This is a genomic window from Mucilaginibacter sp. McL0603, assembly GCF_049992945.1.
GTDB lineage: Bacteria > Bacteroidota > Bacteroidia > Sphingobacteriales > Sphingobacteriaceae > Mucilaginibacter.
In genome coordinates this window covers 2,833,149-2,856,665 of record NZ_CP188251.1, presented here as the reverse complement: position 1 = coordinate 2,856,665, position 23,517 = coordinate 2,833,149, and the positions used below count along the sequence as shown (strand labels likewise).

Genomic DNA, 23,517 nt, shown 5'->3' with positions numbered 1-23,517 from the left:
ATGTTTGATATAAATAACATACTTCGTAAAAACATCAAAGACCTAACCCCTTACTCTTCCGCACGTGATGAGTTCCAGGGTGAGGCCAGCGTATATTTGGATGCGAATGAGAATGCTTTTGGATCGCCTTTGGATCAAAACTATAACCGCTATCCTGATCCACTACAATACCAGGTTAAAAAGCGCCTGAGCGAAATCAAAGGTGTACCACCACGCAATATATTTCTGGGTAATGGCAGCGATGAAGCTATCGACATCCTGTTCCGCGCCTTTTGTAATCCGGGTGTGGATAATGTGATCCTTGTACCCCCTACTTATGGCATGTACGAGGTATCGGCCAATATCAATGATATCAAAATAAAGAAGGTTCCTTTAACTGAAGAATACCAGCTAAACGTAGAAGGCATTGCCGAAGCTATTGATGAACATACCAAATTGATATTTGTATGCTCACCAAATAACCCTACCGGTAACTCGATGAACCGGGATGATGTGGAAACCCTGCTGGCCAACTTTAATGGTTTGGTGGTAGTTGACGAAGCTTATATCAACTTCAGCAGGCAAAAAACGTTTATACAGGAACTGACAGAATATGCCAACCTGGTTGTGCTGCAAACCTTATCAAAAGCATGGGGTTTAGCTGGCCTTAGAGTAGGTATGGCTTTTGCCAGCGAAGAGATAATAGAGGTGATGAATAAGGTGAAGCCACCTTATAATATCAACGAAGCTTCGCAGCAACTCGCACTTAAAGCACTACAAAATATAGAGCAGGTAAACATCTGGATAAAAGAGATTTTAGTTCAACGTGATAAATTAGTACTTGAATTAAAAAATCATGCTTTTGTACTGGATATTTATCCATCTGATGCTAATTTTATCCTAGTGAAAACAACCGACCCGAAGGGTATTTACAACTTCTTAGTACAACAAGGCATCATAGTGCGTGACCGTTCAAAGGTTGATCTTTGCGAGGGTTGTTTGCGAATAACTGTTGGCACGCCCCAGGAAAACGAAATATTAATAGCGGAGCTTAAAAAATTGAATAAATCCGATGTCTTATGAGTTCATTAGAACGTGCGATTAGCCTACGTGAACAGAGAAGAAAAGAGCAGAAACCCCAAGAGCGAGCGATTAAAGATTTGAGGGTTTATTATACCGGCTTGCCGGAAAAAGCTTTATACCCTTTTGACTACAGATACGTAGAGATTTTTCTTAATATATTAAGAAAAAAGGGATTAGTTTGCCCGTCCTACCACCACTTATATATTTTGGTTGCAAAAACAATAGATGAGTGTTTGATGCATTCTATTCCATATGAGAATTGGTATGTATATGGCCTTTCAGTAATTAATTATGATGAATACTTGAATCAGAGTGAATTACAAAAAGAACAAACTGTATTTAATATTATAGTAAGCGGCCTAAAGGATATTGCAGAAATTGACAAACTTGATATGTCCACTATTGAAGCTGTTACCAAAGAAATTAAACTTAAAGGCCTTGACACAGAGTTAGAACACTTAACAATTGATGACAAAAAGTATAAGGTGACTATTACCTATTATTCAAAAAGCAAAGAAGAAGGTAATCCAGTATATTTAAACCTTTTAGAAAAGTCAACAGGCAAATCAAGTAGAAAACAAATTGGCAATACAACACAAGATCAATTATACTATTGGATTTCAAAAATAAACATAAACAACAACCATATTAAGATTAAAGCAAGAAATTCTTCCGTGAGGGCTGATTTGTATTTACAGGATAAACCGCGCAATATGGAGTTCAGTATAAAAGATTTAATAAATGAATAATTCGAAACGCATACTATTTATAGACCGCGATGGTACTCTAATATTAGAGACAGCAGATGAACAGATCGACTCGTTTGCCAAACTGGAGTTTTACCCGGGCGCACTACCCTGGTTGTCGCGTATTGCTAAAGAACTGGATTTTGAATTGGTAATGGTCACCAACCAGGACGGTTTAGGTACCCCATCCTATCCCGAAGATACTTTTTGGCCTGTACAGAATTTCGTGGTAAAGACATTTGAGAATGAGGGTGTAAAGTTTTCACATTTTGCTATCGACAAGACATTCCCAAAAGATAACGCTCCTACCCGTAAACCGGGCACTGCTTTGCTGACACAATATCTTGACACAGAAAAGTACGATCTTAAAAGCTCATACACCATAGGTGATCGTAAAAACGATATACTATTGGCCAAAAATTTAGGTGCAAAAGCTATCTGGTTAAATGATAATTCAAATTTAGGTGGAGGGGAATTTACACAGGAACAACATGATGCGTTAGGAGGTGTTATCGCGTTGGAAACTACCGACTGGCAAAAGATATACGAGTTTTTGAAACTAGGCGAACGTGTTGTAGAACATCGCCGTGCTACAAAAGAAACTGACATTTATATCAAGATCAATCTTGATGGAAAGGGCGATGCTAAAGTATCGACCGGACTTCATTTTTTCGATCACATGCTGGATCAGATCGCCCGTCATGGCAATATCGATCTGGAAATTATAGCTAACGGCGACTTACATATTGATGAGCACCATACTATTGAAGATACAGGCATTGCGCTGGGCGAAGTTTTTGCAACGGCGTTAGGAAATAAAAGAGGGATTGAACGTTACGGGTTCTGCCTGCCAATGGACGATTGCCTTGCGCAAGTAGCCATTGATTTTGGGGGCCGAAACTGGATAGTTTGGGACGCAGAATTTAAGCGTGAAAAGATCGGTGAAATGCCTACGGAAATGTTTTATCATTTCTTCAAATCATTCTCAGATGCTGCCAAATGCAACCTGAATATCAAAGCCGAAGGGCAAAATGAACATCACAAAATAGAAGCTATTTTTAAAGCATTTGCCAAGGCAATAAAAATGGCCGTAAAGCGTGATGTAAATAATATGGTTTTACCTTCTACTAAAGGGGTTTTATAGAATCAAGATTTAAGAATCAAGAACCAGGGCAACAATCCTTCTTGATTCTTAATTCTTGATTCCTGATTCAAAAAAATGATAGGAATAATACGATACGGTGCCGGAAATATTTTCTCCCTGACTGCTGCTTTGGAGCGTTTAGGCATTAAATATGGTATGGTGCACAGTGAAGCTGATTTTGAACAGTTTGACCGTTTTATTATCCCCGGAGTAGGACATGCAGGTGCAGCGATGAATAAATTGCAGCAAAGTGGCATGGTGGATAAAATCAAAACCCTAAAAAGACCAACACTTGGGATTTGTGTAGGGATGCAGCTGCTTACCGCCCATTCCGAAGAAGGAGACGCTAATATGCTGGATATCTTTCCGATACAAACATTGAGGTTTGAGGACAGTGCAGCATATAAAGTTCCGCACACAGGGTGGAACAGGGTGAATAGTGAAAAGGATAATCCATTATTTAAAAATATTCCAGCCGGATCACACTTTTACTTTGTACATTCATACTTTATTGAGTTCAACCAGCAATATACTTTAGCATCAACTGCTTATAGTACAAAATTTTCGGCATCAATTTGGAAGGATAATTTTTTCGGTGTGCAATTTCACCCGGAAAAATCGGGCAGGTTTGGTGAAGTATTGTTAACTAATTTTTCAAATTTATAAGAGCATGTATATAATTCCGGCAATCGATATTCTCAACAAAAGAGTGGTCAGGTTACGTGAGGGTGATTACGAACAGGTAACTGAATATGACGTTACACTGGAAGAGATGATCGAAAGATACCAGTCGCATGGTACTGACTTTATTCATGTAATCGATCTTAACGGCGCGAAAAACGATTTCAGCAATCAGCAATATCTTTTTGATGTGATCCGTAAAACCGATATGAAGGTTCAATATGGGGGCGGCATACGCAGTATTGATAAAGTTAAGGAATTAATAGACTCCGGCGTTCACCGCGTTATTGTGGGCACCCAGGCTATTACCAACCCCAGCTTTCTGAAAGAGCTGGGCGAAGAGATATGCGGTAAAGATAAATGTTCTGACCAGGTAATTGTAGCTATTGATGTGCTGGACGAAGTGATCAAATATTCAGGCTGGATGGAAAGCTCTCCTATCAAGCTGATGGATTACGTTGACAAATGCCTTCAATTAGGCTTCTTCCGCTTTTTGTGTACCGATATCAATAAAGATGGGAAATTAGGCGGCGCAGGCATTGAATTATACCAAAAACTGCTTGACCATTCACCATTTATTAAACTGATAGCGTCAGGCGGTGTAAGCTCTATGAAAGATATCGAGGAACTTAATAAAATAAAAGTGGAATCTTGTGTGGTTGGGAAAGCTATATACGAAGGTCGCATTAGTATTGACGAGATTAAAAACTGGAATCTAATGTCATTGATTTCGATTTAGTCTATGAGTTTAGCTAAACGAATTATCCCTTGTCTGGACGTTAAAGATGGCCGCACAGTAAAAGGTGTAAATTTTGTCGATCTGCGTGATGCCGGCGACCCGGTTGAGCTGGCTTGGAATTATTCTGCACAAGGGGCAGATGAGTTAGTTTTCCTTGATATTACAGCCACGCATGAACGTCGTAAAACAATGGTCGAATTGGTTAAAGCAGTTGCAAGGCAGATAAATATTCCTTTTACCATAGGTGGTGGAATTAACGAAATTGCTGACGCTGATGCCCTTTTAAACGCAGGAGCGGATAAAATATCCATTAATTCCGCAGCCGTGCGCAACCCGGCATTGATAGACGAATTGGCCAAAGCATTCGGCGTGCAGTTTGTTATAGTGGCTGTAGATACCCGCCGCGTAGGAGATAAAAACCTGGTGCACTTAAATGGGGGGCGCATCGCCACAGAAAAAGAAACTTTCGACTGGATACTGGAAGCTGAAAGCCGTGGCGCAGGCGAAATATTACTAACCTCAATGGATCACGACGGCACTAAAGGAGGTTTTGACAACGACTTCTTAAAGCTCATCAATGACAGTGTACATATCCCCGTTATCGCATCCGGTGGCGCTGGTACGGTACAACATTTTGTTGATGTATTTGAACAAACCAATGTGGATGCGGCTCTGGCAGCGTCGGTATTCCATTATGGCGAAATACTGATACCGGACCTAAAAAAGGTTTTGAAACAGAATAACATCGAAGTAAGAGAATTATAACACAGAATGACTATTGATTTTAATAAAAGTGACGGATTGGTTCCTGTAATAATCCAGGATGAACAGACTTTAGAGGTGCTGATGCTAGGCTACATGAACCAGGAAGCTTATGATAAAACCATTAAGGAGAATATTGTCACCTTCTTTTCACGTACAAAAAACCGTTTGTGGACTAAAGGCGAAACCAGCAATAATTTCCTGCATGTGAAAAATATTGCATTGGATTGTGACAATGATACGCTGCTTATAAAAGTAAAAGCTGACGGGCCAACCTGCCATACCGGGTCACGGAGTTGTTTCAATACTGAATATAATCAAAATTTCATTTTACAACTGGAGCAAATTATCGGCGATAGGTACGAACATCCGCAGGAAGGTTCTTATGTAAACAAACTACGTAGCAAAGGTCTGAATAAAATAGCCCAAAAAGTTGGTGAGGAAGCAGTGGAAACCGTCATCGCAGCATTAGCACAGACTGAAACTGAAATGATCGACGAGTCGTCTGACCTGGTTTTTCACTTATTGGTGCTATTGCGCGAGAAAGGTTTAACCCTCGAAACGATCGCTAAAAATTTGGAAGCAAGACATAAGTAGGTATTGTTTATGGATCATGGTTAATAGCTCATGGTAAAATCAATACTCAGCTATGATCTATGAACCATCAACCATGAACTAAAATGATTACTGTAGAAAAAACAGCAGAACTAACCGGTCATAGTAACCCGATATTTACCCTGGAGCTTTCTCAGAAACCAGGTATATTGTTTACCGGGGGAAATGATAAGGGTTTGGTTGAATGGAGCCTAAAAGACAATGCTTTTATTAAAGTGATGTTCCCGGTTGCTGCATCTGTATATGCAATACATTGCCCGCTTGGCTATCCCCTGCTATTTGCGGGATTACGTAATGGAGATGTTTTGGTGTTTAATTTTATTGAACAGAAGATCGTTAAAACTTTAAAACATCACACAGCGCCCATATTTGATATTAAATCGGCCAACCGAAAAAATGAATTACTTGTAGCTTCAGAAGACGGCACTGTTTCTGTTTGGGGTTTAGAATCACTTGATCTGGTTTACAGCATCAAAGTTTCTCATGATACTATCCGAAGCATCAGTATATCGCCCAACGAAAAACAGGCAGCATTTGGATGCCGTGATAACTCAGTTAAAATATATGATCTGGATGATTATACTTTAATCAAAAGTCTACACGGCCACACCATGGCGATTTTTGCGGTACAGTATTCATCTGATGGTTCTTATCTGGTATCGGGCTCACGCGATGCCCAGTTAAAGATTTGGGATAGTCTTTCGTTTGAATTGATCAAAAGTATCCCTGCACACTTATTCGCCGTTAACCATATTCTATTCCATCCTTCACTCCCCTATTTTGCAACAGCAAGCATGGATAAGAGCATTAAGATATGGGGATCAGACGATTTTAAATTATACAAGAACATCAGCCGGGAAAAGGGTTATCCTTCCCATCAACTATCTATTAATAAATTAGCATGGAATGGCGATCAGCTAATCTCAGTTAGTGATGATAAACGCGTTATGATCTGGAATATACAATTCGATACGAATTGATCTCCTAAACTCATTAATATCCCTTCTTTTTGCCACAATAATATTACACAGATAAACATCCATGTAAAAAATATTAATTTGCATCAGATTGATATAAACTGATTAACATGAACAAATTATTACTCGCTGTGCCACTTTTTGCATGGACGACAATGGCTATCGCTCAGCAGGGCCCCAAGCTTACTGCAAAAGATTATGAGCATGCCGAAAGCTTTCTGAACTACAATACCGAACAACTTATTGATCACAACGGCGTACGTCCCGAATGGCTACCAGGTGATAAATTCTGGTATCGTACTTTAACAGCACAGGGCAGTGAATTCATAATGGTTGACCCGGCTAAAAAGTTACGTACCGCTGCATTTGATCAGCAAAAATTAGCTGCTGCACTTTCGACAGCAGTAGGTAAACAGTATGAAGCCGCCATGCTGCCGTTCCAAAGTTTCAGTTATTCACCTGATGAAAAGTCGATCATTTTTGAGGCCAATGGTAAACAATGGCGTTGTGATCTGCAAACGTATAAATGCACTGAGGATGATTCTCCTCCTGTGAAAAAAACTGCAAGAGCACTGGGAAGACGACAAACCGGCCTTGAGGTTGCCTCTCCGGATGGTAACTGGGAAGCTTTTATAAAAGATTATAACCTGTGGGTGCGTGACGCCAAAACTCGTAAAGAAGTTCAATTAACAACTGATGGTATCAAAGATTTCGGCTATGCAACTGATAACGCTGGCTGGAAGAGCGGTGATGGCCCCATCCTGCGTTGGTCACCAGACTCAAAAAAGATCGCCACATTTAAACAAGACCAACGCAATGTAAGCGATATGTACCTGGTTACCACCAATGTGGGTAAGCCAACATTAAAATCATGGAAATACCCGTTGCCGGGTGATAAAGAAATCCCTACAATCCAGCGTGTCATTATTAATGTGGATGAGCCCAAAGTAATCAACATCCAGGTTGCACCTGATCCACACAGGGCAACACTCAGCGATGATATTGCCAGCAGCGGAACATTTGATGATGTGGACTGGAGCCCTGATGCTACCCAACTGGCTTTTGCATCTACTTCGCGTGATCATAAGATCGAAAAAGTACGTATAGCGGATGCCGCAACAGGCACGGTCCGCGAAATATTTGAAGAATCAGTACCTACTCAATATGAATCCGGATGGGGCGAGATCAATTGGCGCTACCTTTCGAAAACCAATGAGATCATCTGGTTTTCTGAACGAGACAACTGGGGCCATCTTTATCTGTATGATGCTTTAACGGGCAAACTTAAAAATCAGATTACCAAAGGCAATTGGGTTGTAACCCGTCTGCTAAAAGTCGATGAAAAAAATCGCGTTATATACTTTATCGCCGATGGGCTTCAGGATGAGAATCCTTATTTCAGTCAATTATGCAAGATAGACTTTGATGGTAAACACTTTGCTATTCTTACACCGGAGCCAGGAAATCATTCAATCACGTTATCACCTTCGGGTAATTATTTTATCAACAGTTATTCCAAACCAGATGTTCCTGCTATAACTGTACTACGTGATTTGAATGGAAAGTTGATCACTAACCTTGAAAAAACAGACGTTTCAAGGCTCGAGGCAACAGGATGGACTGCACCTACGCCTATAAAAGTTAAAGCACACGATGGAAAAACAGACCTATATGGGCTGATGTATTTCCCAACTAATCTTGATCATAATAAAAAGTATCCGATTATAGACTATATCTACCCCGGTCCGCAGGGAGGCAGCATAGGCAGCTGGTCGTTTGCAGCCTCACGTGGTGATAACCAGGCGCTTGCTGAGTTAGGCTTTATAGTAGTGGAAATAGAAGGCACAAGCAACCCATTGCGGTCTAAAAGCTTCCATGATATGAGCTATGGCAACATGGCCGAAAACACACTGCCTGACCAGATCACCGGTATCAGGCAATTGGCTAATAAATATGCTTATATGGATACTACCCGTGTAGGTATCTGGGGTCACTCGGGTGGTGGTTTTGCTACAGCAACAGCTATGTTCCGTTATCCGGATTTCTTTAAAGTTGGTATTTCAGAATCAGGCAATCACGATAACCGCAATTATGAGGATGATTGGGGCGAACGTTATGATGGTTTGGCTAGCAATTCCAACTACGAAGCACAGGCAAATGAAAATTATGCAAAAAATCTAAAGGGCAAATTAATGCTTGCCCACGGTTTAATGGATAATAACGTGCCACCGCAAAACACCTTACTTGTAGTCGAGGCTTTGGAACGGGCAAATAAAGATTATGATCTGGTGGTATTCCCTAACAGTGCACACGGCTATGGTGGTTTTTCACAATACATGATGCGCCGTCGCTGGGATTATTTTGTAAAGAATCTTCTGGGTGCTACACCACCACAGGAATACCAGTTAAAGTCTAAGTCCGATCCACGAAATATTGTTAAATAATATATAAAATACGAAGCACAAAAGAGCCGTTTTTAAATTGGTGAACGGCTCTTTTTATTTGATAGTGATTTGGTGTCTATCAAGTTAATTTAATAAAATATAAAAACCATATTAAGAATTGACTGTCCCAGGCAATAACGAACTACTACCTATTACTAACATTTAGAACATTCTACCATGGATAAGACTAGGTATTACCGGAAGCAATGATACTTTCGTTCATGGTAAACTATTAATTTCTTTAAGGTTTACAAGTCACAGCTATTTTTGAATCGGCTGTTCCGTAATACAAATACCACTTATCTTTAAATTGTGTTAGCCCTTCCACAAAACATACCTGGTTAACCTGTCCTGTAAGCTCATAAGGCTTTTCAGGTTTCATAAAATAGGTGTCCATACGTTTCAGAACTTTTGTAGGATCGTTCTTGTCAAATAGCACCTGTGAAGCAGTGTAAGTCCCGTCCTGTAGTGAATGATCTCCGTATGCTTGCATATTACGACTATTGTAGATTAGTAAAATTCCTTTGTCCGTAATCATAGCCGGCGGGCCAGATTCCACAAGGTCACTATCAAACTTACCATTGCGCGTTGGTAATACAACTTTTAGCTGTGGCATATTCAATGCCTGTGACCTTAGCTTTACCGGGGGATGTTCACCTGGTTTCATTTCAACTGGAGTCCAATCGATCAGGTTATCCGATGTTGCACACCATATTTGTGTGTCCCCCCAATACATCCAGTATTTGCCATTTATTTTAGTCGCAATGATCCTTCCGTTTTTATAAATGGAAACAATGGAGCCTGATTTGCTCCATTTATCAGCATATTTACCATCATAGGCAGTTGCAAATACACTTCCATGTTTTTCCCAATGCCGCAGATCTTTAGATGTTGCTATTAGTAACCTGGCCGTTTGGCCGTCAAATGCTGTATAGGTCATATAATAAGTTCCCTGGCTATCTTCAACTACACGCGGGTCTTCGCAGCCTCCCTCCCATTCCAACTTTTTATACTTGTCATCTTCAGGATAAAAAACAGGTAGAGGCATACGTGTAAAATGAATTGCATCTGTGCTTATTGCCAAACCAATCCGGGACGTACCTCCCGGTTTGCCTGTTTTATCCTGGGCACGATAGAGCATGTATACGGTATCATTCCGTTGTACAATTGCAGGGTTAAATACATCTTTTTCTTCCCAAAAAACTTTCTGGTTTAATATAGGATCGATAAAACTACCGGTTCCTGGTTTCAAAACCGGGTTTACATTATCAATCCTTGTAAATGGCAGCAACGCCCAGCTTTGGGGTGAATCGATTTTAGAAATAACTTTTGCAACGGTATTTGAGTGCGTTTGATGATTGCTGGTGCAACCATATATTGTTAAAATTCCGGCAAAAAGAAACTGTAAAATCCGATTCATTATATTATAATTTTAATATCTATAGTTGATCTTATTTTTTCATTACTAATTTCCAAACTACCGAATCACCAATCACTTTTCCAAAGTGATTTGATACCACACATGAATTATGAAAATGGATACCACCATAAAACCTGGCCCACACATTTTCGTTTGCTGCGTCCCTGAATGATTTGAATGAACGATTTTTTATCCCAAATTCAAGTTCCGAAGTATCGGTATACGCCACCTTATCACCCAACACACTTGTAAGCGCCTCGGCTGCTGAAGCTGATATAGTGCAATGACCACAAGTATATTCAGGAAAAGGCGGTGTTTGAAGATGCGGTCTCCAGTTAGGATCAAAAAACTTGTTGATGATTGTTTCGGGACGGGCAGTTTTATAAATGTATTTGGCGGTCCATGATTCAATGAAAGCATCAAATAATGCTATGGATGTTTTTGCATAAGCACATACGGTAGTATTAAAATCAGCATTAACTTTTTTAGCACCTATACCAACAATACTTAACCAATGGCCCGGTGGTGAAAACTTCTTTGTCACAAACATCACATGCCCGGATACATTTAATTTACCCGGATTATCATCCCAAAAATCTGCTATATGCGCTTGTTCAGCAGTAAGGCTGTCAACCGAATTTTTGATGTAAATTACTTCTTTGTAATACTTGCTATCCTTGTTTTTAACGTCGAAAACTGGTGGCGGTGGTACGCTATACTCTTTAGCATTGTGCATAACCATCGTTCTGATCTCACTCCAATGAGGTTCTACCGCTTCCGAATAAGCCGGAGGAGTCGGTACCCATCTCCAGGCCGAGTCATTGATTGAAAATTTAGACATGCTTCTTGTTTTAAGGTAGTTATCCTTTTTGCTCCAGGCCATAATAGATGCTGAAACTGCTTTTGCATAATTTTCTGAGTTAGTGATCACCTCACTTGGCATTCCATGTGTTACTGCTATTTGGTGCAGGCTATCAGTATAGTATTTCAAACTTCCTTCAGGAAAGGTTACTGCCTCACCCACTTTGCAAAAAGCCAATAATGATGCATATTCATAATCAATTTCCTGATTAGGTGCAGGCTTGGCTACCTTTGTTAAACCATTAAGCTGGTCAACAAGTGATTTATAATGACCGGGATCACCAGCAGCGATTACTTCATAACCCGCTATTGATGCGTAAGCATAGTTACGTGACGCTACAACGGGGGTAAAATTATTACCCATTACAACACCATTCAATTCATGAACGGTACGGCTATACAAAGCGGGATCATGCAGAATATTTTTATAATCAGGTTTTTTACATGATGTAAAAACAACCGTGAGCACCAGCATAAAAAATAAAAAACGTCTCATAATATAATAGTAAAAATTGGTCACTTAATAATATATGTCTTCTTCTCAACCCCTACCCCAGTTATTGTAACTGATTTCCAGTTAGGCGGCAGCTTGCTTTTAACCTGTTCTATACCTTTTGATGTTATATCCAATCCACCAAAACCCATCAATAAACTCTGTAAGATACCTCCGGCACCTGTTGCAAAATACGGATTAGTCCCTCCTTTTGTCTCAGCAATAACTCTGAATGGTGGATTTAAGTTAGGTTCGTAAGCGTCTTTAAAAAAATGATAGGCTTTATCACCATTGCCCAATCTTGAATGCAATAAAGTAAATATTCCCTGCGTCATTGCAGGTGTCCCCTCGTTGGGTACACGGGTTTCATAATACTCCAGGTCTTTTTTAATTTGTGCAGGGTCGGTTATTGTTTTTAAGGGATATGCCAGCAGGTTAACATCCGCCTGTTTAATGCCCTCCCCTTTGTAGGTTTCAAATTCTTTGGTTACACCATTATCCATTTTTAATATAGGAATATTTTGAGCAACTGTTTCCCAATCAGGGTCGGCTTTTAATCCTAATATTTTTGCAGCCAGACCAGCATTTTGCAGGTTTGCTTTTGCAGCAGCATTAGTAAAGGCATCGTTATCAATATTCTCTGCCCATTCATCGGCAGCTACTACATCCTTGATGTCATAGTGACCTGGCCCATTGCGTTCTACCCGGCTTACCCAAAAATCAGCGGTTGCCAATAATATGGGCCATCCTTTTTCCAACAGCCATTGTTTATCCTGTGTAACACAGTAATAGTTCCATGCAGCTAGTGCGACGCATGCTGTAATGTGGTGCTCAAAGGGTCCACTTAATGCCCATACAGGTGTTTCTTCAACTCCGCTATCGGCACTTTCCCAGGGGAACATAGCACCTTTATACCCATGAGAAAAAGCATTTTGTTTGGCTACGGCTAACCTTTGGTAGCGATATTCTACAAGAGATTTTGCGATCTCGGGATGTAACACCAACAATGCCGGATACATCCACAGATCAGCATCCCAAAATACGTGACCATTATAGCCTAAGCCCGATAAGCCCATCGGTGATGGTGAATATGCAGTTCCAGCACGGGAGAATGAGTATAGGTGATATAACATGCTATGCACATCCTGTTGTGATTGTGGATCACCTTCTATTTTGATGTCGCTTTTCCAAAGATCATCCCATGCTTTTTCGTGATATTGGATCAGTCGCTCACGCCCTTCCAATTTGGCAAACATTGTTAAACGTTCAGCCTGGTTAAGCGGATCAGCATCATGCGCCGACGTAATAGACGACCCTGCGACAGCATATTGATAGGTTTGTCCAGTAGCAATGGTTTTGCTAAATTTCATCAGGTGCATATTGTTATCCCACATCTCGTGTATTACACGTGGCTCCTGTCCATGTACTTCGTTAAATAAAAAGGTGTTTGATGCACATAGCAGCAATTTACCGGTAGGGCTTTTTGCTGTAGATGTAAGCAGACTGACAGTTACGTGCGGCCTGTCTATCTCATTATAATAATTTTGTACATCCTTTAAAGCATCAGGCGCTTCCATTATGCTGGCAGCTGTAATATTTATAGTTTTTTTAGCAGTAATTGAAATATCCATCAATACTGTAAAAGGTAAATGCCTCAGTGAGTAATAAGTATATTTTATTGATGCTTCATCGCCATAATCAAAGGTTGTTGTAAATGAGGCGTGTCGCATATCCAACTCCTGCTTAAAGTTGCTAATGTTACCAGCATCAATGCGCTTGTTATTTATTTCAAGGTACATATTTAACAGGTTGAAGCTGTTGAGGAAATTGCTTACACGGCCACGGCCATATAGATCATAAGCACCTGCAAGTACTACATTCTTCACTTTAAAAGGCTCGGGCGATGATACTATGCCGATCATACCATTAGCTACCGTAACACCATAATAGTTGGCCGGATCGATTTTATCAGCTTTTATCACCCATTCATTCTGTGCATGGACTGTCCTTCCAACAAGTACCAGGCTCAACAGTAATGTATATATTTTATTCATCATCAGTTATTTGGTTTAAAAAACTCAATCGGCTTGTTATTAAATGCAACCGCATAAATAATTCCTTTTGCAGTTTTTATTGCTTTAATATCTCTTACTTCACCTCTTAATAAGAACCCTGAGGAAACAGGTGAAATAAATTTAACATTTCTCCCTTTATCTATTAGTAATAAATCGCCAAAATCAGCATCATACCTACCTTCATAAGGTAATACACCCGAGAAGTTACCACCTGCCAGTATACCTTTACCCGGTAATGCTGCAAAACCAAAAAGCGGTGCAACCTGCATAGAGGACGGTAAGGCTTTGAATTGGAAATTGCCATTCCCATTATTATAGAATATTCCGGATGTAAATGAATTCACAATCCACGGTCTATTGTTCAAAGAGTCGCCAAATATTTGATTTACCGTTTTGCCGGCAAATTCATGATAGTATAAAAATTTCTTTTTGATCAGTGGCACTTGCTTTTCGATCTCTCCTTTTCCTAAAAATGTATAATCTTTTTGATCGATGCTATAAGTTAGTATAGGATCGACTGTCCCGTTCTTATCCAGATCCGACAGAAATAATTTCACAGGGTTTGTTGCTGTTGGTTTGAGCTTAGAGTTCCAGCCATAGTTTCCGGCGATGATATCTACTTTTCCGTCTCCATCAACATCTGCAAGAGTTATGCGCTGCCACCAGCCTGTCAGATTATTCATCTCATCATTCTGTTGCTGGGTGAACTTTCCTTTTTTGTTCATGAACACTTTTACCGGCATCCATTCACCAGCCACAACCAAGTCGGGCCAGCCATCGCCATCCAGATCGGCAAATGCTGCAGATCGTACCATACCTGCATACTTCAATTCATCGGGAATAGATACCTGGTGATAATGCCCGTGCCCGTCGTTCATCAACAGGTACGATTGTGGTATTTTACCAAAGGCGCGCGCATCGGGTGCACCACCTATAAAAATATCAGGGTAACCGTCATGATTTATGTCGGCAACTGCTACGGCTGATTTATTTACCTTAATAGATGGAATATCATTAGACAGTTTAAAATTACCTTTGCCATCATTTATATATAGATGATCAGCTAATTCAGGATATCCGTCGGGGAACTGGTTACCCCCACTTGCCACATACAGATCAGGATAACCATCGTGGTTTACATCCAGGAAAACAGCATCTACACCTTCGCATTCCTTATCATTAATGAAAGCAAGTTGCGCAGACGTCTTGAACCCACCATTTGATGTTTGAATAAATAAGGCGCCGGGCTGACCTCTTCCACCACAAACATAAAAATCCTCTAACCCATCATGATTTACATCTGCAACTGCAATACGCGGTCCTTCTGCCGAAAGCATGTGCGGAATAAGAAGTTGTTGATTAAAATCGACAAAATAGTTTTCTTCATGTTTCCATTTCAAATTAAGGTCTGCGGTTATATCTTTCAATACGGGTTTCGGTGATGGAAAAAATTGATTATGATTAAAATGCCCGTTGGCATTTTTCTGATCTATCACTAAAAGCCTATCATCTTTGATATTCCGGATAACCTGATAAGTTTGATTTGGCCATACCACCAATAAACTATCCACTTTTTGTTTGTCACTTAAGCCAAAATGCAGTTTAGGTTCAACCGAAGATTGGAAACCACGGGTGAGCATCAACTGCTCATATTGCATTTGCTTACCGCAAAAAACATACGCTTTGGCTCCAATTCCGAAGTGATTGTCTTCGGTACCTGCAAATTTCAAACTAATATAATTGGCCCCTTTTGATACATTTTTGTAGATACATGCCTCATGGTTCATGTTGTTGGTTACCAGATCAAGATGTCCATCATTATTCAGATCAACATAAGCAGCTCCATTTGAGATCATGGTGTCTCTTAATCCCCATAGTGCACTTTTATCAATAAATTTCTCACTTTTTGCGCCCTTGAAGATGTAGCTATGTGATTCGCCGCCAGGCATTTTATCTACCACAGTGCTATCTAACTGGTGAGAAGTGCTAAGCATATTCTGAACCGCAAAGTTGGAGATGAAACTTACATAGTCCATGTCGGTAGGTCTCCGTTTTATGCCATTAGCTATAAATAAATCCTTTATGCCATCATTATCAAAATCGGCAAGCAACGGGCTCCAGCTCCAATCTGTTGCATAAACACCATCCATCAAACCCACCTCACTGAATGCTTCTCCATTACCAAGGTTTTTTTGAAGACAATTACGTGAATATTGATATTGAAATCCGCCGTTTACGATCTTTTGTTTATACTGATCGTAAGACTCATCACCACCATAAGTTTTTAGAACATTCTCATCTGGCGGCAACATATCTGCAGTAACGACATCTAACTGACCATCATTGTTAAAATCCGCAATATCATTACCCATGCTAAAACGGCTGTAATGATTAAAATGCTTAGCCCCAGCCTCAGTAAAAGTACCGTTGTGATTATTGATGTAGTAATAATCATTTTCATGAAAATCATTACCCACGTAAATATCGTCCCAGCCATCATTATTCAGATCACCAATAGATATTCCCAGACCATAGCCCAATGCACTACTATAAATACCTGATTTTATTGTTACATCTGTAAAATGTCCATTTTGATTTTCGTACAACTTACTTCCGGCCAGATTATTAACTTTTCTGCGAAGACTGGTATCTCCATAAGTTTCAACCGAGTGGTTTGATTGATTTAGTAAAAAACAATCCAGCTTACCATCATGATTGTAATCAAAAAAGGCAGCTTGTGTTGAATAGCCCGAAAAATCCAATCCATACTCGGCTGATCTTTCGGTAAATGTACCATTGTGATTATTGACATAAAGCATATTATGCCCCTCTAACCCAAGCTTCCCGGCAACAGCACAAACATAAATATCCAGGTAACCATCATTATTTATATCAACCATAGTTACACCGGTACACCAGTCTGCAGTGCCCACAACTCCGGCCTTTGTTGTAATATCTTCAAACTGATAGTTGCCCTTGTTCAGGTAGAGTTTATTCCCACCTTTTTTGTTGGATGTAAAATAAACATCCGGTAGTCCATCATTATTAATGTCGCCAATAGCTACCCCACCCCCATTATAAAAATACAGGTAATTTAATATTCCTGGTTTATCACTATCACTCAGTTTATTTACAAAATGGATGTTAGTTTGTGCCGCAGGAAGCAACTGAAACAATGGTGACTCAGTTTCCTTTTTTTTACACGAAGAAGCTAGGATTACTATTAAAAATATTAAAAGAAATAAATGAAAAATCTTCCTGTTTAAATTATACCGGATAAAGTTATTGATCATTTATAATACCCTTATTTTTGGAGGGACAGAAATAAACAAGCATGCAGGAAATGGGTATTTTTATAGAAGCTTACTGGTCTCATCGTTATAAATTTTTAGGTATTTGGCAGCACTAAAAATATCAATTAAAAATAAGTAAAGCAAGCTCAGAGGCAATAAAAGCCATTAAAAAAAACTGTGCGAATATTGCCCTCACATACTCAAAAACCGTTTTTTTTCTATACTTTAGGAGTTATTCCCCTACTAAACTTAGATGAAGAAAAAAATCATTGTATTATCCTTATTCGTATTAGTTTTTGCAGCATGTTTTATTCCAGTTACACAACTAATAACGGTTTCTGTTAAGGCTCCTTTTTTAACGGTATTTAACCATCTTTCCGAACCCTCAAATTGGGAAAAATGGAGACCAGATCTGAACAAAGTTTTTCTTATTGACTCAGCAAAAATTGCCATTAAGAAAGATGGCTCTAGTTTTTTTCAATTAAAATATCAAGATCACGAGTTAAATGTAAGATCAAAAGGGTATACATTTTTTATTCATGACAGATGGAATAACAAAATTGCGAATTACAGCTATACGGTTACCCCTATCTATGATAAATTCCTGAACAAGTCATCGGTTACAGTAGACAAAAAAACTTATCTTTTCAATTACCTGGTCGGAAAGGTTAGTACCACTTCTTTTGAAGACACACACATTAACGATCTTAAAAACTTTATGGAAACCGACAGTTTACGCTATGGTTGTAAAATTTTCAGAACCAAAGTATCAGATACCAGTCTTATTGTGATTAACCGAGAAGTTCTTGAAAAAGATAAATTTAGTGAAGCTTCAAAAATGTTGCCTTTGTTACAGCAATATCTCAAAACACATCATGATATTAAACAGACACGACCATTAATTGCTCAATTTTTACCAAAAGGCAAAGATTCAACAGAAGTAAAAATAGGTATATTCATAAACAAGAAAGTTAATTCTGAAAACGGAATCACTTATTCAAGAATGCCTAAAGGGGGAACTTTTTATATTGGGGAGTATAAAGGACGATTTGATCAACGCGGAAAAGTATATGCCGGTATGAAAGAGTATTTTGCTTCCCACTTATATCAGTTGGCATTAATACCATTCGAAACATATCTTGATAATAAGCTGCCTGTTTCAGATACTGACAGAATAAATATCCAGGTAGTTTTTCCTTCTTACTTCTAATAATATTATTAAAAGAACGGCCTGAATTCTAAAACAGCAATTCAGGCCATTCTCGTTTAATTTCCTTTGAATAGTTGCAAAGCATCATTATTGCGGGCAACAATGATAAATTTTCCGTTTTTGGTATTGATAGTGGCAGCATCCCGAACTTCACCCAATACAAAAAGTCCGCTTTTGATATTCGGTAAATAATCGAATCCATGTTTTGAATTTCCTAATAGTGAGACACCATAATTAGCATCATATCTGCCTATTTCGGGTTTCAAACCATAAAAATTGCCAGCCAAAAACAGATCTTTAATACCATCATTGTTTATGTCTGTTGCCAATATGGTATAAACTGGTGAAAATTGTGCCCTTATCGGTAACGGTTTCATGTTAAATTCTCCTTTACCATTATTATAAAATGCACAAGTTTGGGTTTGAGTGACACTGAGTACTGAAGCTTTTTCTAATACTTCAGGCGTAAAAATTTCTTCAATGCCTTTACCTGCATAAACATCATATCTTAAGAATTTCTTTTTTAATATAGGAAGTTGCTTTATAATGTCGTCATGCAGGTTAATCGAATAAGCTTTGCCATCTGATTTATAATATACCGGGATACACTCTACCTGGCCGTTATTATCAAAATCAGCAATATATAATTTAGCCGGATGTCCTTCGTCAGCTTTTATTTTTGAATTTAAACCTGTATTCCCTGCAACCAGGTCAAGTTTTCCGTCTCCATTCAGATCCGTAACCGTCAGACAATTCCACCAGCCGGATGAATTGGGTATTTCGATTGATTTTTGAAGTTTCCCATTAACATATTTAAGGATAGTTACAGGCATCCAGTCGCCAACAACAATCAAAGAATTTCTCCCTGATCCATCAATATCGGCCCATTGCGCATCAGTTACCATTCCTAATTTCTGTAGTTCCGGCGCTATGGTTGTAGTGACATCAGTAAAGTTGCCATGCCCATCATTCTTCAACAATTTACTCGACGGTATGATTCCGTATGTACCCGGTACGCTTCTGCCGCCAATAAACAGATCACCATTGTTACTATTCAATCTTACGCATGAGGCATTTATTGAAACAATAGGCCACCCATTTAATTTGCGTGTAAAGTTACCTTTACCATCGTTGATGTATAATCGGGCTAATAAATTGAGTGAGCCTTCTTTCTCCAAATTCCCTCCCGATACTACTACCAGGTCCATATCTCCATCATGATCGGCATCAAAAAATAATGCCCCTATATCTTCGCTGCTTTTATCCTGTTCAAAGGCAAATTCCCTTTTCTGGATAAATGTACCGTTAGGTTGTTGTATAAATAGTTTTGCGATATCGCCAGTAGCACTTCCAACAAAAAAGTCCTCAAGCCCATCTCCATTTATATCTGCAACAGCCAGTTTTGGGCCTTCAGTAGATAGCATTTTAGGGATCAGCCTTTGATCATCAAAATCTTTATAATCATTCTCTTTATGATAAATATCCCCTTTGATATTTGTTGAGGTTACATTTTTATACAACGGTTTTAAACCGGGATCAGAAGGGACGAATTTCAAATTGGCATCTGATTGTTTTAGAGTGATTGTTGCATTGGTATGGATATTTTTCAATATCTGCATCTTCATATCCGGCCACACTACTCTAAGGCTATCAACCGTTTTGTAAGTACCAACCCCAAAGTCTAACACTGGTTCGACACTGCTTTCAAATCCCCGGGTTGGCATTTGTTCAATTAATTGCTGCGTGCCATTCGTATAAATGGTGACTTTTGCACCAACGCCCAGAGTATTCATACCTGCACCTTTCAAATTCACTTTCAGGTAGTGGGCATGAGTTCTTTCCGAGGTCATATTTCTATAAATGAAAGCCTGGCCATTTTCATTATTCACCACCAGGTCAAGATCACCATCACCATCAAGGTCTCCGTAAGCTGCTCCATTACTAAAACTGGGCGTATAAAATCCCAGAGGAATGCTCTCATTTTTAAACTGCAGGTTCTTTTGGTTAACGAAACCATAGCTGGTAATTGGGGTCTTGGGCATCTTGTCCAATAGCTTTTTAGCTTTGAATCCACCGTTCCTGATTTCTCCCATTACCTCCTGGCTACTAAAATAGGCCAGAAAATCCTGGTTGGTTAAATCCCTGCTGATACCATTACTTACAAAAATATCTTTCCAGCCATCATTATTAAAGTCGAAAGCAAGTGCGCCCCAACTCCAGTCGGTAGCATTTATTCCTGCCAAATTGGCGATCTCACTAAAAGTGCCATCCCCATTATTTAATTGCAAACAGTTAGTGGTAAACTGATGATGAAAACTGTTTTTTAATTTAGCATTATAAATATCATACTCATCAAACTTGGTTGTTGTTTTTAGACGGTAATCATTTTCGGGTAACATATCAGTAGTAAACACATCCAAATAGCCATCATTATTGATATCAGCCATATCCGATCCCATTGATGACAAGCTCATATGCCTGATCGCGGTATCACTCACTTCGTTAAACTTGCCATTATGCAGGTTTTTATATACATAGTCATGTTCAAAAAAATCATTTGATACATACATATCGTCCCAGCCGCTATTAAAGAGGTCCCCTGCCGTTACTCCTAAACCAAAGCCGATTTCACTGCCATAAATCCCTGCCTGTGCACTTATATCGACGAAATGCCCATTATCATTTCTGTAGAATCGGTCTCCATTTTGAGGATCACGTATATTACGCAGGTCTCTGTCATATCCAAAACTTTCAATTGGCCGGTAGCTATTATTTAACACAAAACAATCCAGATCCCCATCATGATCGAAGTCAAAAAATATGGCCTGGGTAGATAATCCCTTATCGGCCAGGCCATATTTTGCAGCTTCTTCTTTAAAAGTCCCGTCTTTTTGATTAATGTATAATTCATTTGCACGGTCAGCGTCTTTTGATCCGCCGCTATTTGATATATAAATATCTAACCAGCCATCACCATTAATGTCAACCATAGTTACACCGGTGTGCCATTTTTTAGTGTCTTTGAACCCGGCTTTCCCACTCACGTCCTCAAATTTCCAGTTCCCTTTATTTATGTATAGCTTATTTTGCCCCTGGTTAGCGGTAAAGAAAATATCCGGTTTGCCATCATTGTTTACGTCACCAATGGCTACTCCGCCTCCATTATAAAAATTGCGGTAATTAAATACATTAAATTCACCATCATCGATCACTTTATTATTAAAAGTGATGCCTGTTTGGGAGGATGGCTGTAGTTGAAACAAAGCGTCATCCGGATTGGATTGTTTCTGTTGCCTGCAGGAAATACAAAACGAAGTAAATAGTAGTAAAAGTAATTTTAGATGATTTAATCGCATAGGGGAATAAATATACAGAACTAAAATGGAGTGGCAATTTAATCGCCACTCCATTATTATTATTTAGTCTATGTTCAATATTGTCTATTGAATATAGCCAGGATTTTGAGATAGATGCGGGTTTTTCTGTATCGCCTCAGTTGGAACCGGGAACAATTGAGAGTGTTTATCAGCATCAACAGGCTTGAACTGTTTTTTATCTGCAAAATGTCCGAAACGTATTAAATCTTCTCTTCTCCAGCCTTCCCATACAAATTCGCGTCCTCTTTCTGCTAAAAGACTGTCTGCATTGAAAGTACCTGCATTAAAGTTAGCAAGACCAGCTCTTTGTCTAACTGGTGCTATATAGCCTAATGCGCCGGTTACATCGTTGGAAATACGTAAAACACATTCTGCCTTCATTAAAAGCACATCAGAATAACGGAATAATGCATAATCAGCATCCATGCTTTGATAGCCAGGAGTGATCTGCCATTTTTGCTGGCGTACACCTTCGAATTCATGCGCATTAGTTAAAGTACTAATCGTTGGTTCGAAATCAAGCGGCAAAGAGCCGTCACTTCCACGTGTTTTTAATGGGGTAACTCCATCAGCATCGTATTGCTGGCCTACCTGCCATCCTTTTTTACGAGTATCTGCGTTATTGAATTTACCATAATAATCAGCATTAGCACAGAAACCATTCCAAGGTCCTCCTGTACTTCCCCAATTGTATTTAGCAGCCTGGTTGTAGTGGAAGGTCATCATCTGTATCTGCAAACCCTGAGCATAAATATGATCATAAGGAATTACAAAAATATTCTCAGGTGAACCAGTATTATTGCTTGAAAAGTTATCAAGAAAATTAGGTGTTAACGAATACCCGGCAGTCATGATTGAATCACACAAAGAAGAACATAATGTAAAGCCGGCATTGTCTGTTGACCCGGTAATTACATTTTGGTTTAAATAAGCCTTTGCCAGTAGAAAATAAGCTCCCCATCTGTTAAGCCTTCCATACTGGCTTGGATCTTGTGCCGGTGTTTTGTCACTTAACGCAGGTGCCGTTGCTTTCAACTCTGCCACCACGAAATTGTAAACATCAACTGCCTTGCTGGACGGTATTGTACTCGCGTCATCAGTAGATGACTTAAGTAAAGGAACCTGTCCGAAATTTTTAACCAGCAAATAATAATAGTACGCACGTAATGCTCTTAACTCCGCAATAGAATATGTGGAGGTAGGTGATTCAGGCAAACCCTGTAAAAGGCCGATAGTGATGTTTATCTGGCCTATTGCATTATAGCAGTTATCCCAGGAACTTGAAACGTTGGCGTGTCCGGGCTGATAAGTGTGCAGCCATAATGTTGACCACTCACCACCATCAGACCAGTCACCTCCCACACGTTGAGGAACGATCAGGGCATCTGTGGTTTCTTCTGAGGTTAATAACATATTGGTATTCCCTGTTATCCCCTGCAACTGTGTGTAGGTACCCAATACAATCGATTTAAGGTAAGCAGGACTACCCGCTGCCTGACTTTCCGTAACAGCATCTTTGGTTGGATTTAATTGCTTTTTACAAGAATAAAAGCCTACACCAACCAAAAGAGCCGCTGCAATTAATAAATGTTTCTTTTTCATTATAATAAAATTTATA

The 23,517-nt window shown here is 39.4% G+C and carries 16 protein-coding genes; 10 read left to right on the top strand and 6 right to left on the bottom strand.

Features of this window, described 5'->3' with window-relative positions; translation table 11 throughout:
- The 9 genes from hisC to ACPPVU_RS13255 all read left to right on the top strand — a co-directional run bounded on the left by hisC (position 1) and on the right by ACPPVU_RS13255 (position 9,170).
- Positions 1 to 1,062, top strand: coding sequence for a histidinol-phosphate transaminase (hisC, locus tag ACPPVU_RS13295; RefSeq protein ID WP_426666996.1), 1,062 nt, complete (start codon positions 1 to 3; stop codon positions 1,060 to 1,062).
- Positions 1,059 to 1,811 (top strand): hypothetical protein, encoded by a 753-nt coding sequence (locus ACPPVU_RS13290; RefSeq protein WP_426666995.1) that lies wholly within the window; start codon positions 1,059 to 1,061, stop codon positions 1,809 to 1,811. The genes hisC and ACPPVU_RS13290 overlap by 4 nt, the downstream gene beginning before the upstream one ends.
- Positions 1,804 to 2,952, top strand: a complete 1,149-nt coding sequence (gene hisB, locus ACPPVU_RS13285; protein ID WP_426666994.1) for a bifunctional histidinol-phosphatase/imidazoleglycerol-phosphate dehydratase HisB — start codon at positions 1,804 to 1,806, stop codon at positions 2,950 to 2,952. Before ACPPVU_RS13290 ends, hisB begins: the two co-directional genes overlap by 8 nt.
- Before the next feature lie 75 nt (positions 2,953 to 3,027).
- Positions 3,028 to 3,618 (top strand): imidazole glycerol phosphate synthase subunit HisH, encoded by a 591-nt coding sequence (gene hisH / locus ACPPVU_RS13280; protein ID WP_426666993.1) that lies wholly within the window; start codon positions 3,028 to 3,030, stop codon positions 3,616 to 3,618.
- A gap of 4 nt (positions 3,619 to 3,622) precedes the next feature.
- Complete coding sequence (locus tag ACPPVU_RS13275; protein WP_426666992.1) at positions 3,623 to 4,372, top strand: HisA/HisF-related TIM barrel protein; 750 nt, start codon at positions 3,623 to 3,625, stop codon at positions 4,370 to 4,372.
- A gap of 3 nt (positions 4,373 to 4,375) precedes the next feature.
- Positions 4,376 to 5,137 carry an imidazole glycerol phosphate synthase subunit HisF gene (gene hisF, locus ACPPVU_RS13270; RefSeq protein WP_426666991.1) on the top strand — a complete coding sequence of 254 codons (762 nt, stop codon included), beginning with the start codon at positions 4,376 to 4,378 and terminating at the stop codon, positions 5,135 to 5,137.
- Positions 5,138 to 5,143: 6 nt separating this feature from the next.
- Positions 5,144 to 5,731, top strand: a complete 588-nt coding sequence (gene hisIE, locus ACPPVU_RS13265; RefSeq protein ID WP_426666990.1) for a bifunctional phosphoribosyl-AMP cyclohydrolase/phosphoribosyl-ATP diphosphatase HisIE — start codon at positions 5,144 to 5,146, stop codon at positions 5,729 to 5,731.
- 83 nt (positions 5,732 to 5,814) lie between these two features.
- Positions 5,815 to 6,729 (top strand): WD40 repeat domain-containing protein, encoded by a 915-nt coding sequence (locus ACPPVU_RS13260; RefSeq protein ID WP_426666989.1) that lies wholly within the window; start codon positions 5,815 to 5,817, stop codon positions 6,727 to 6,729.
- A gap of 107 nt (positions 6,730 to 6,836) precedes the next feature.
- On the top strand, positions 6,837 to 9,170 hold the full coding sequence (locus tag ACPPVU_RS13255; RefSeq protein ID WP_426666988.1) for a DPP IV N-terminal domain-containing protein: 2,334 nt from the start codon (positions 6,837 to 6,839) through the stop codon (positions 9,168 to 9,170).
- A 241-nt stretch (positions 9,171 to 9,411) separates the two neighbouring features.
- Here ACPPVU_RS13255 and ACPPVU_RS13250 read toward each other — a convergent pair whose 3' ends face one another.
- Genes ACPPVU_RS13250 through ACPPVU_RS13235 form a run of 4 tightly spaced genes read right to left on the bottom strand, consistent with a single transcriptional unit; the run spans position 9,412 to position 17,195 of the window.
- On the bottom strand, positions 9,412 to 10,590 hold the full coding sequence (locus ACPPVU_RS13250) for a glycoside hydrolase family 130 protein (RefSeq protein WP_426666987.1): 1,179 nt from the start codon (positions 10,588 to 10,590) through the stop codon (positions 9,412 to 9,414).
- A gap of 31 nt (positions 10,591 to 10,621) precedes the next feature.
- Entirely contained in the window at positions 10,622 to 11,947 is a 1,326-nt protein-coding gene (locus ACPPVU_RS13245; RefSeq protein WP_426666986.1) for a vanadium-dependent haloperoxidase, read from the bottom strand.
- A gap of 20 nt (positions 11,948 to 11,967) precedes the next feature.
- Positions 11,968 to 14,001, bottom strand: a complete 2,034-nt coding sequence (locus ACPPVU_RS13240) for a glycoside hydrolase family 65 protein (protein ID WP_426666985.1) — start codon at positions 13,999 to 14,001, stop codon at positions 11,968 to 11,970.
- Positions 14,001 to 17,195, bottom strand: coding sequence for a VCBS repeat-containing protein (locus ACPPVU_RS13235; protein ID WP_426666984.1), 3,195 nt, complete (start codon positions 17,193 to 17,195; stop codon positions 14,001 to 14,003). The genes ACPPVU_RS13240 and ACPPVU_RS13235 overlap by 1 nt, the downstream gene beginning before the upstream one ends.
- A 370-nt stretch (positions 17,196 to 17,565) precedes the next feature.
- Here ACPPVU_RS13235 and ACPPVU_RS13230 point away from each other — a divergent pair, with 370 nt between their 5' ends.
- On the top strand, positions 17,566 to 18,522 hold the full coding sequence (locus ACPPVU_RS13230) for a hypothetical protein (RefSeq protein ID WP_426666983.1): 957 nt from the start codon (positions 17,566 to 17,568) through the stop codon (positions 18,520 to 18,522).
- Positions 18,523 to 18,578: 56 nt separating this feature from the next.
- On the opposite strand, the gene ACPPVU_RS13225 is transcribed toward ACPPVU_RS13230, so the two are convergent.
- Together ACPPVU_RS13225 and ACPPVU_RS13220 are read right to left on the bottom strand one after the other, a co-directional pair.
- The gene (locus ACPPVU_RS13225; protein ID WP_426666982.1) at positions 18,579 to 21,878 is read right to left on the bottom strand and encodes a VCBS repeat-containing protein; all 3,300 of its coding nucleotides are present in this window, start codon (positions 21,876 to 21,878) and stop codon (positions 18,579 to 18,581) included.
- Positions 21,879 to 21,962: 84 nt separating this feature from the next.
- Positions 21,963 to 23,501: a RagB/SusD family nutrient uptake outer membrane protein gene (locus tag ACPPVU_RS13220; protein WP_426666981.1), complete on the bottom strand. Its 1,539-nt coding sequence runs from the start codon at positions 23,499 to 23,501 to the stop codon at positions 21,963 to 21,965.
- Positions 23,502 to 23,517: the final 16 nt, after the last annotated feature.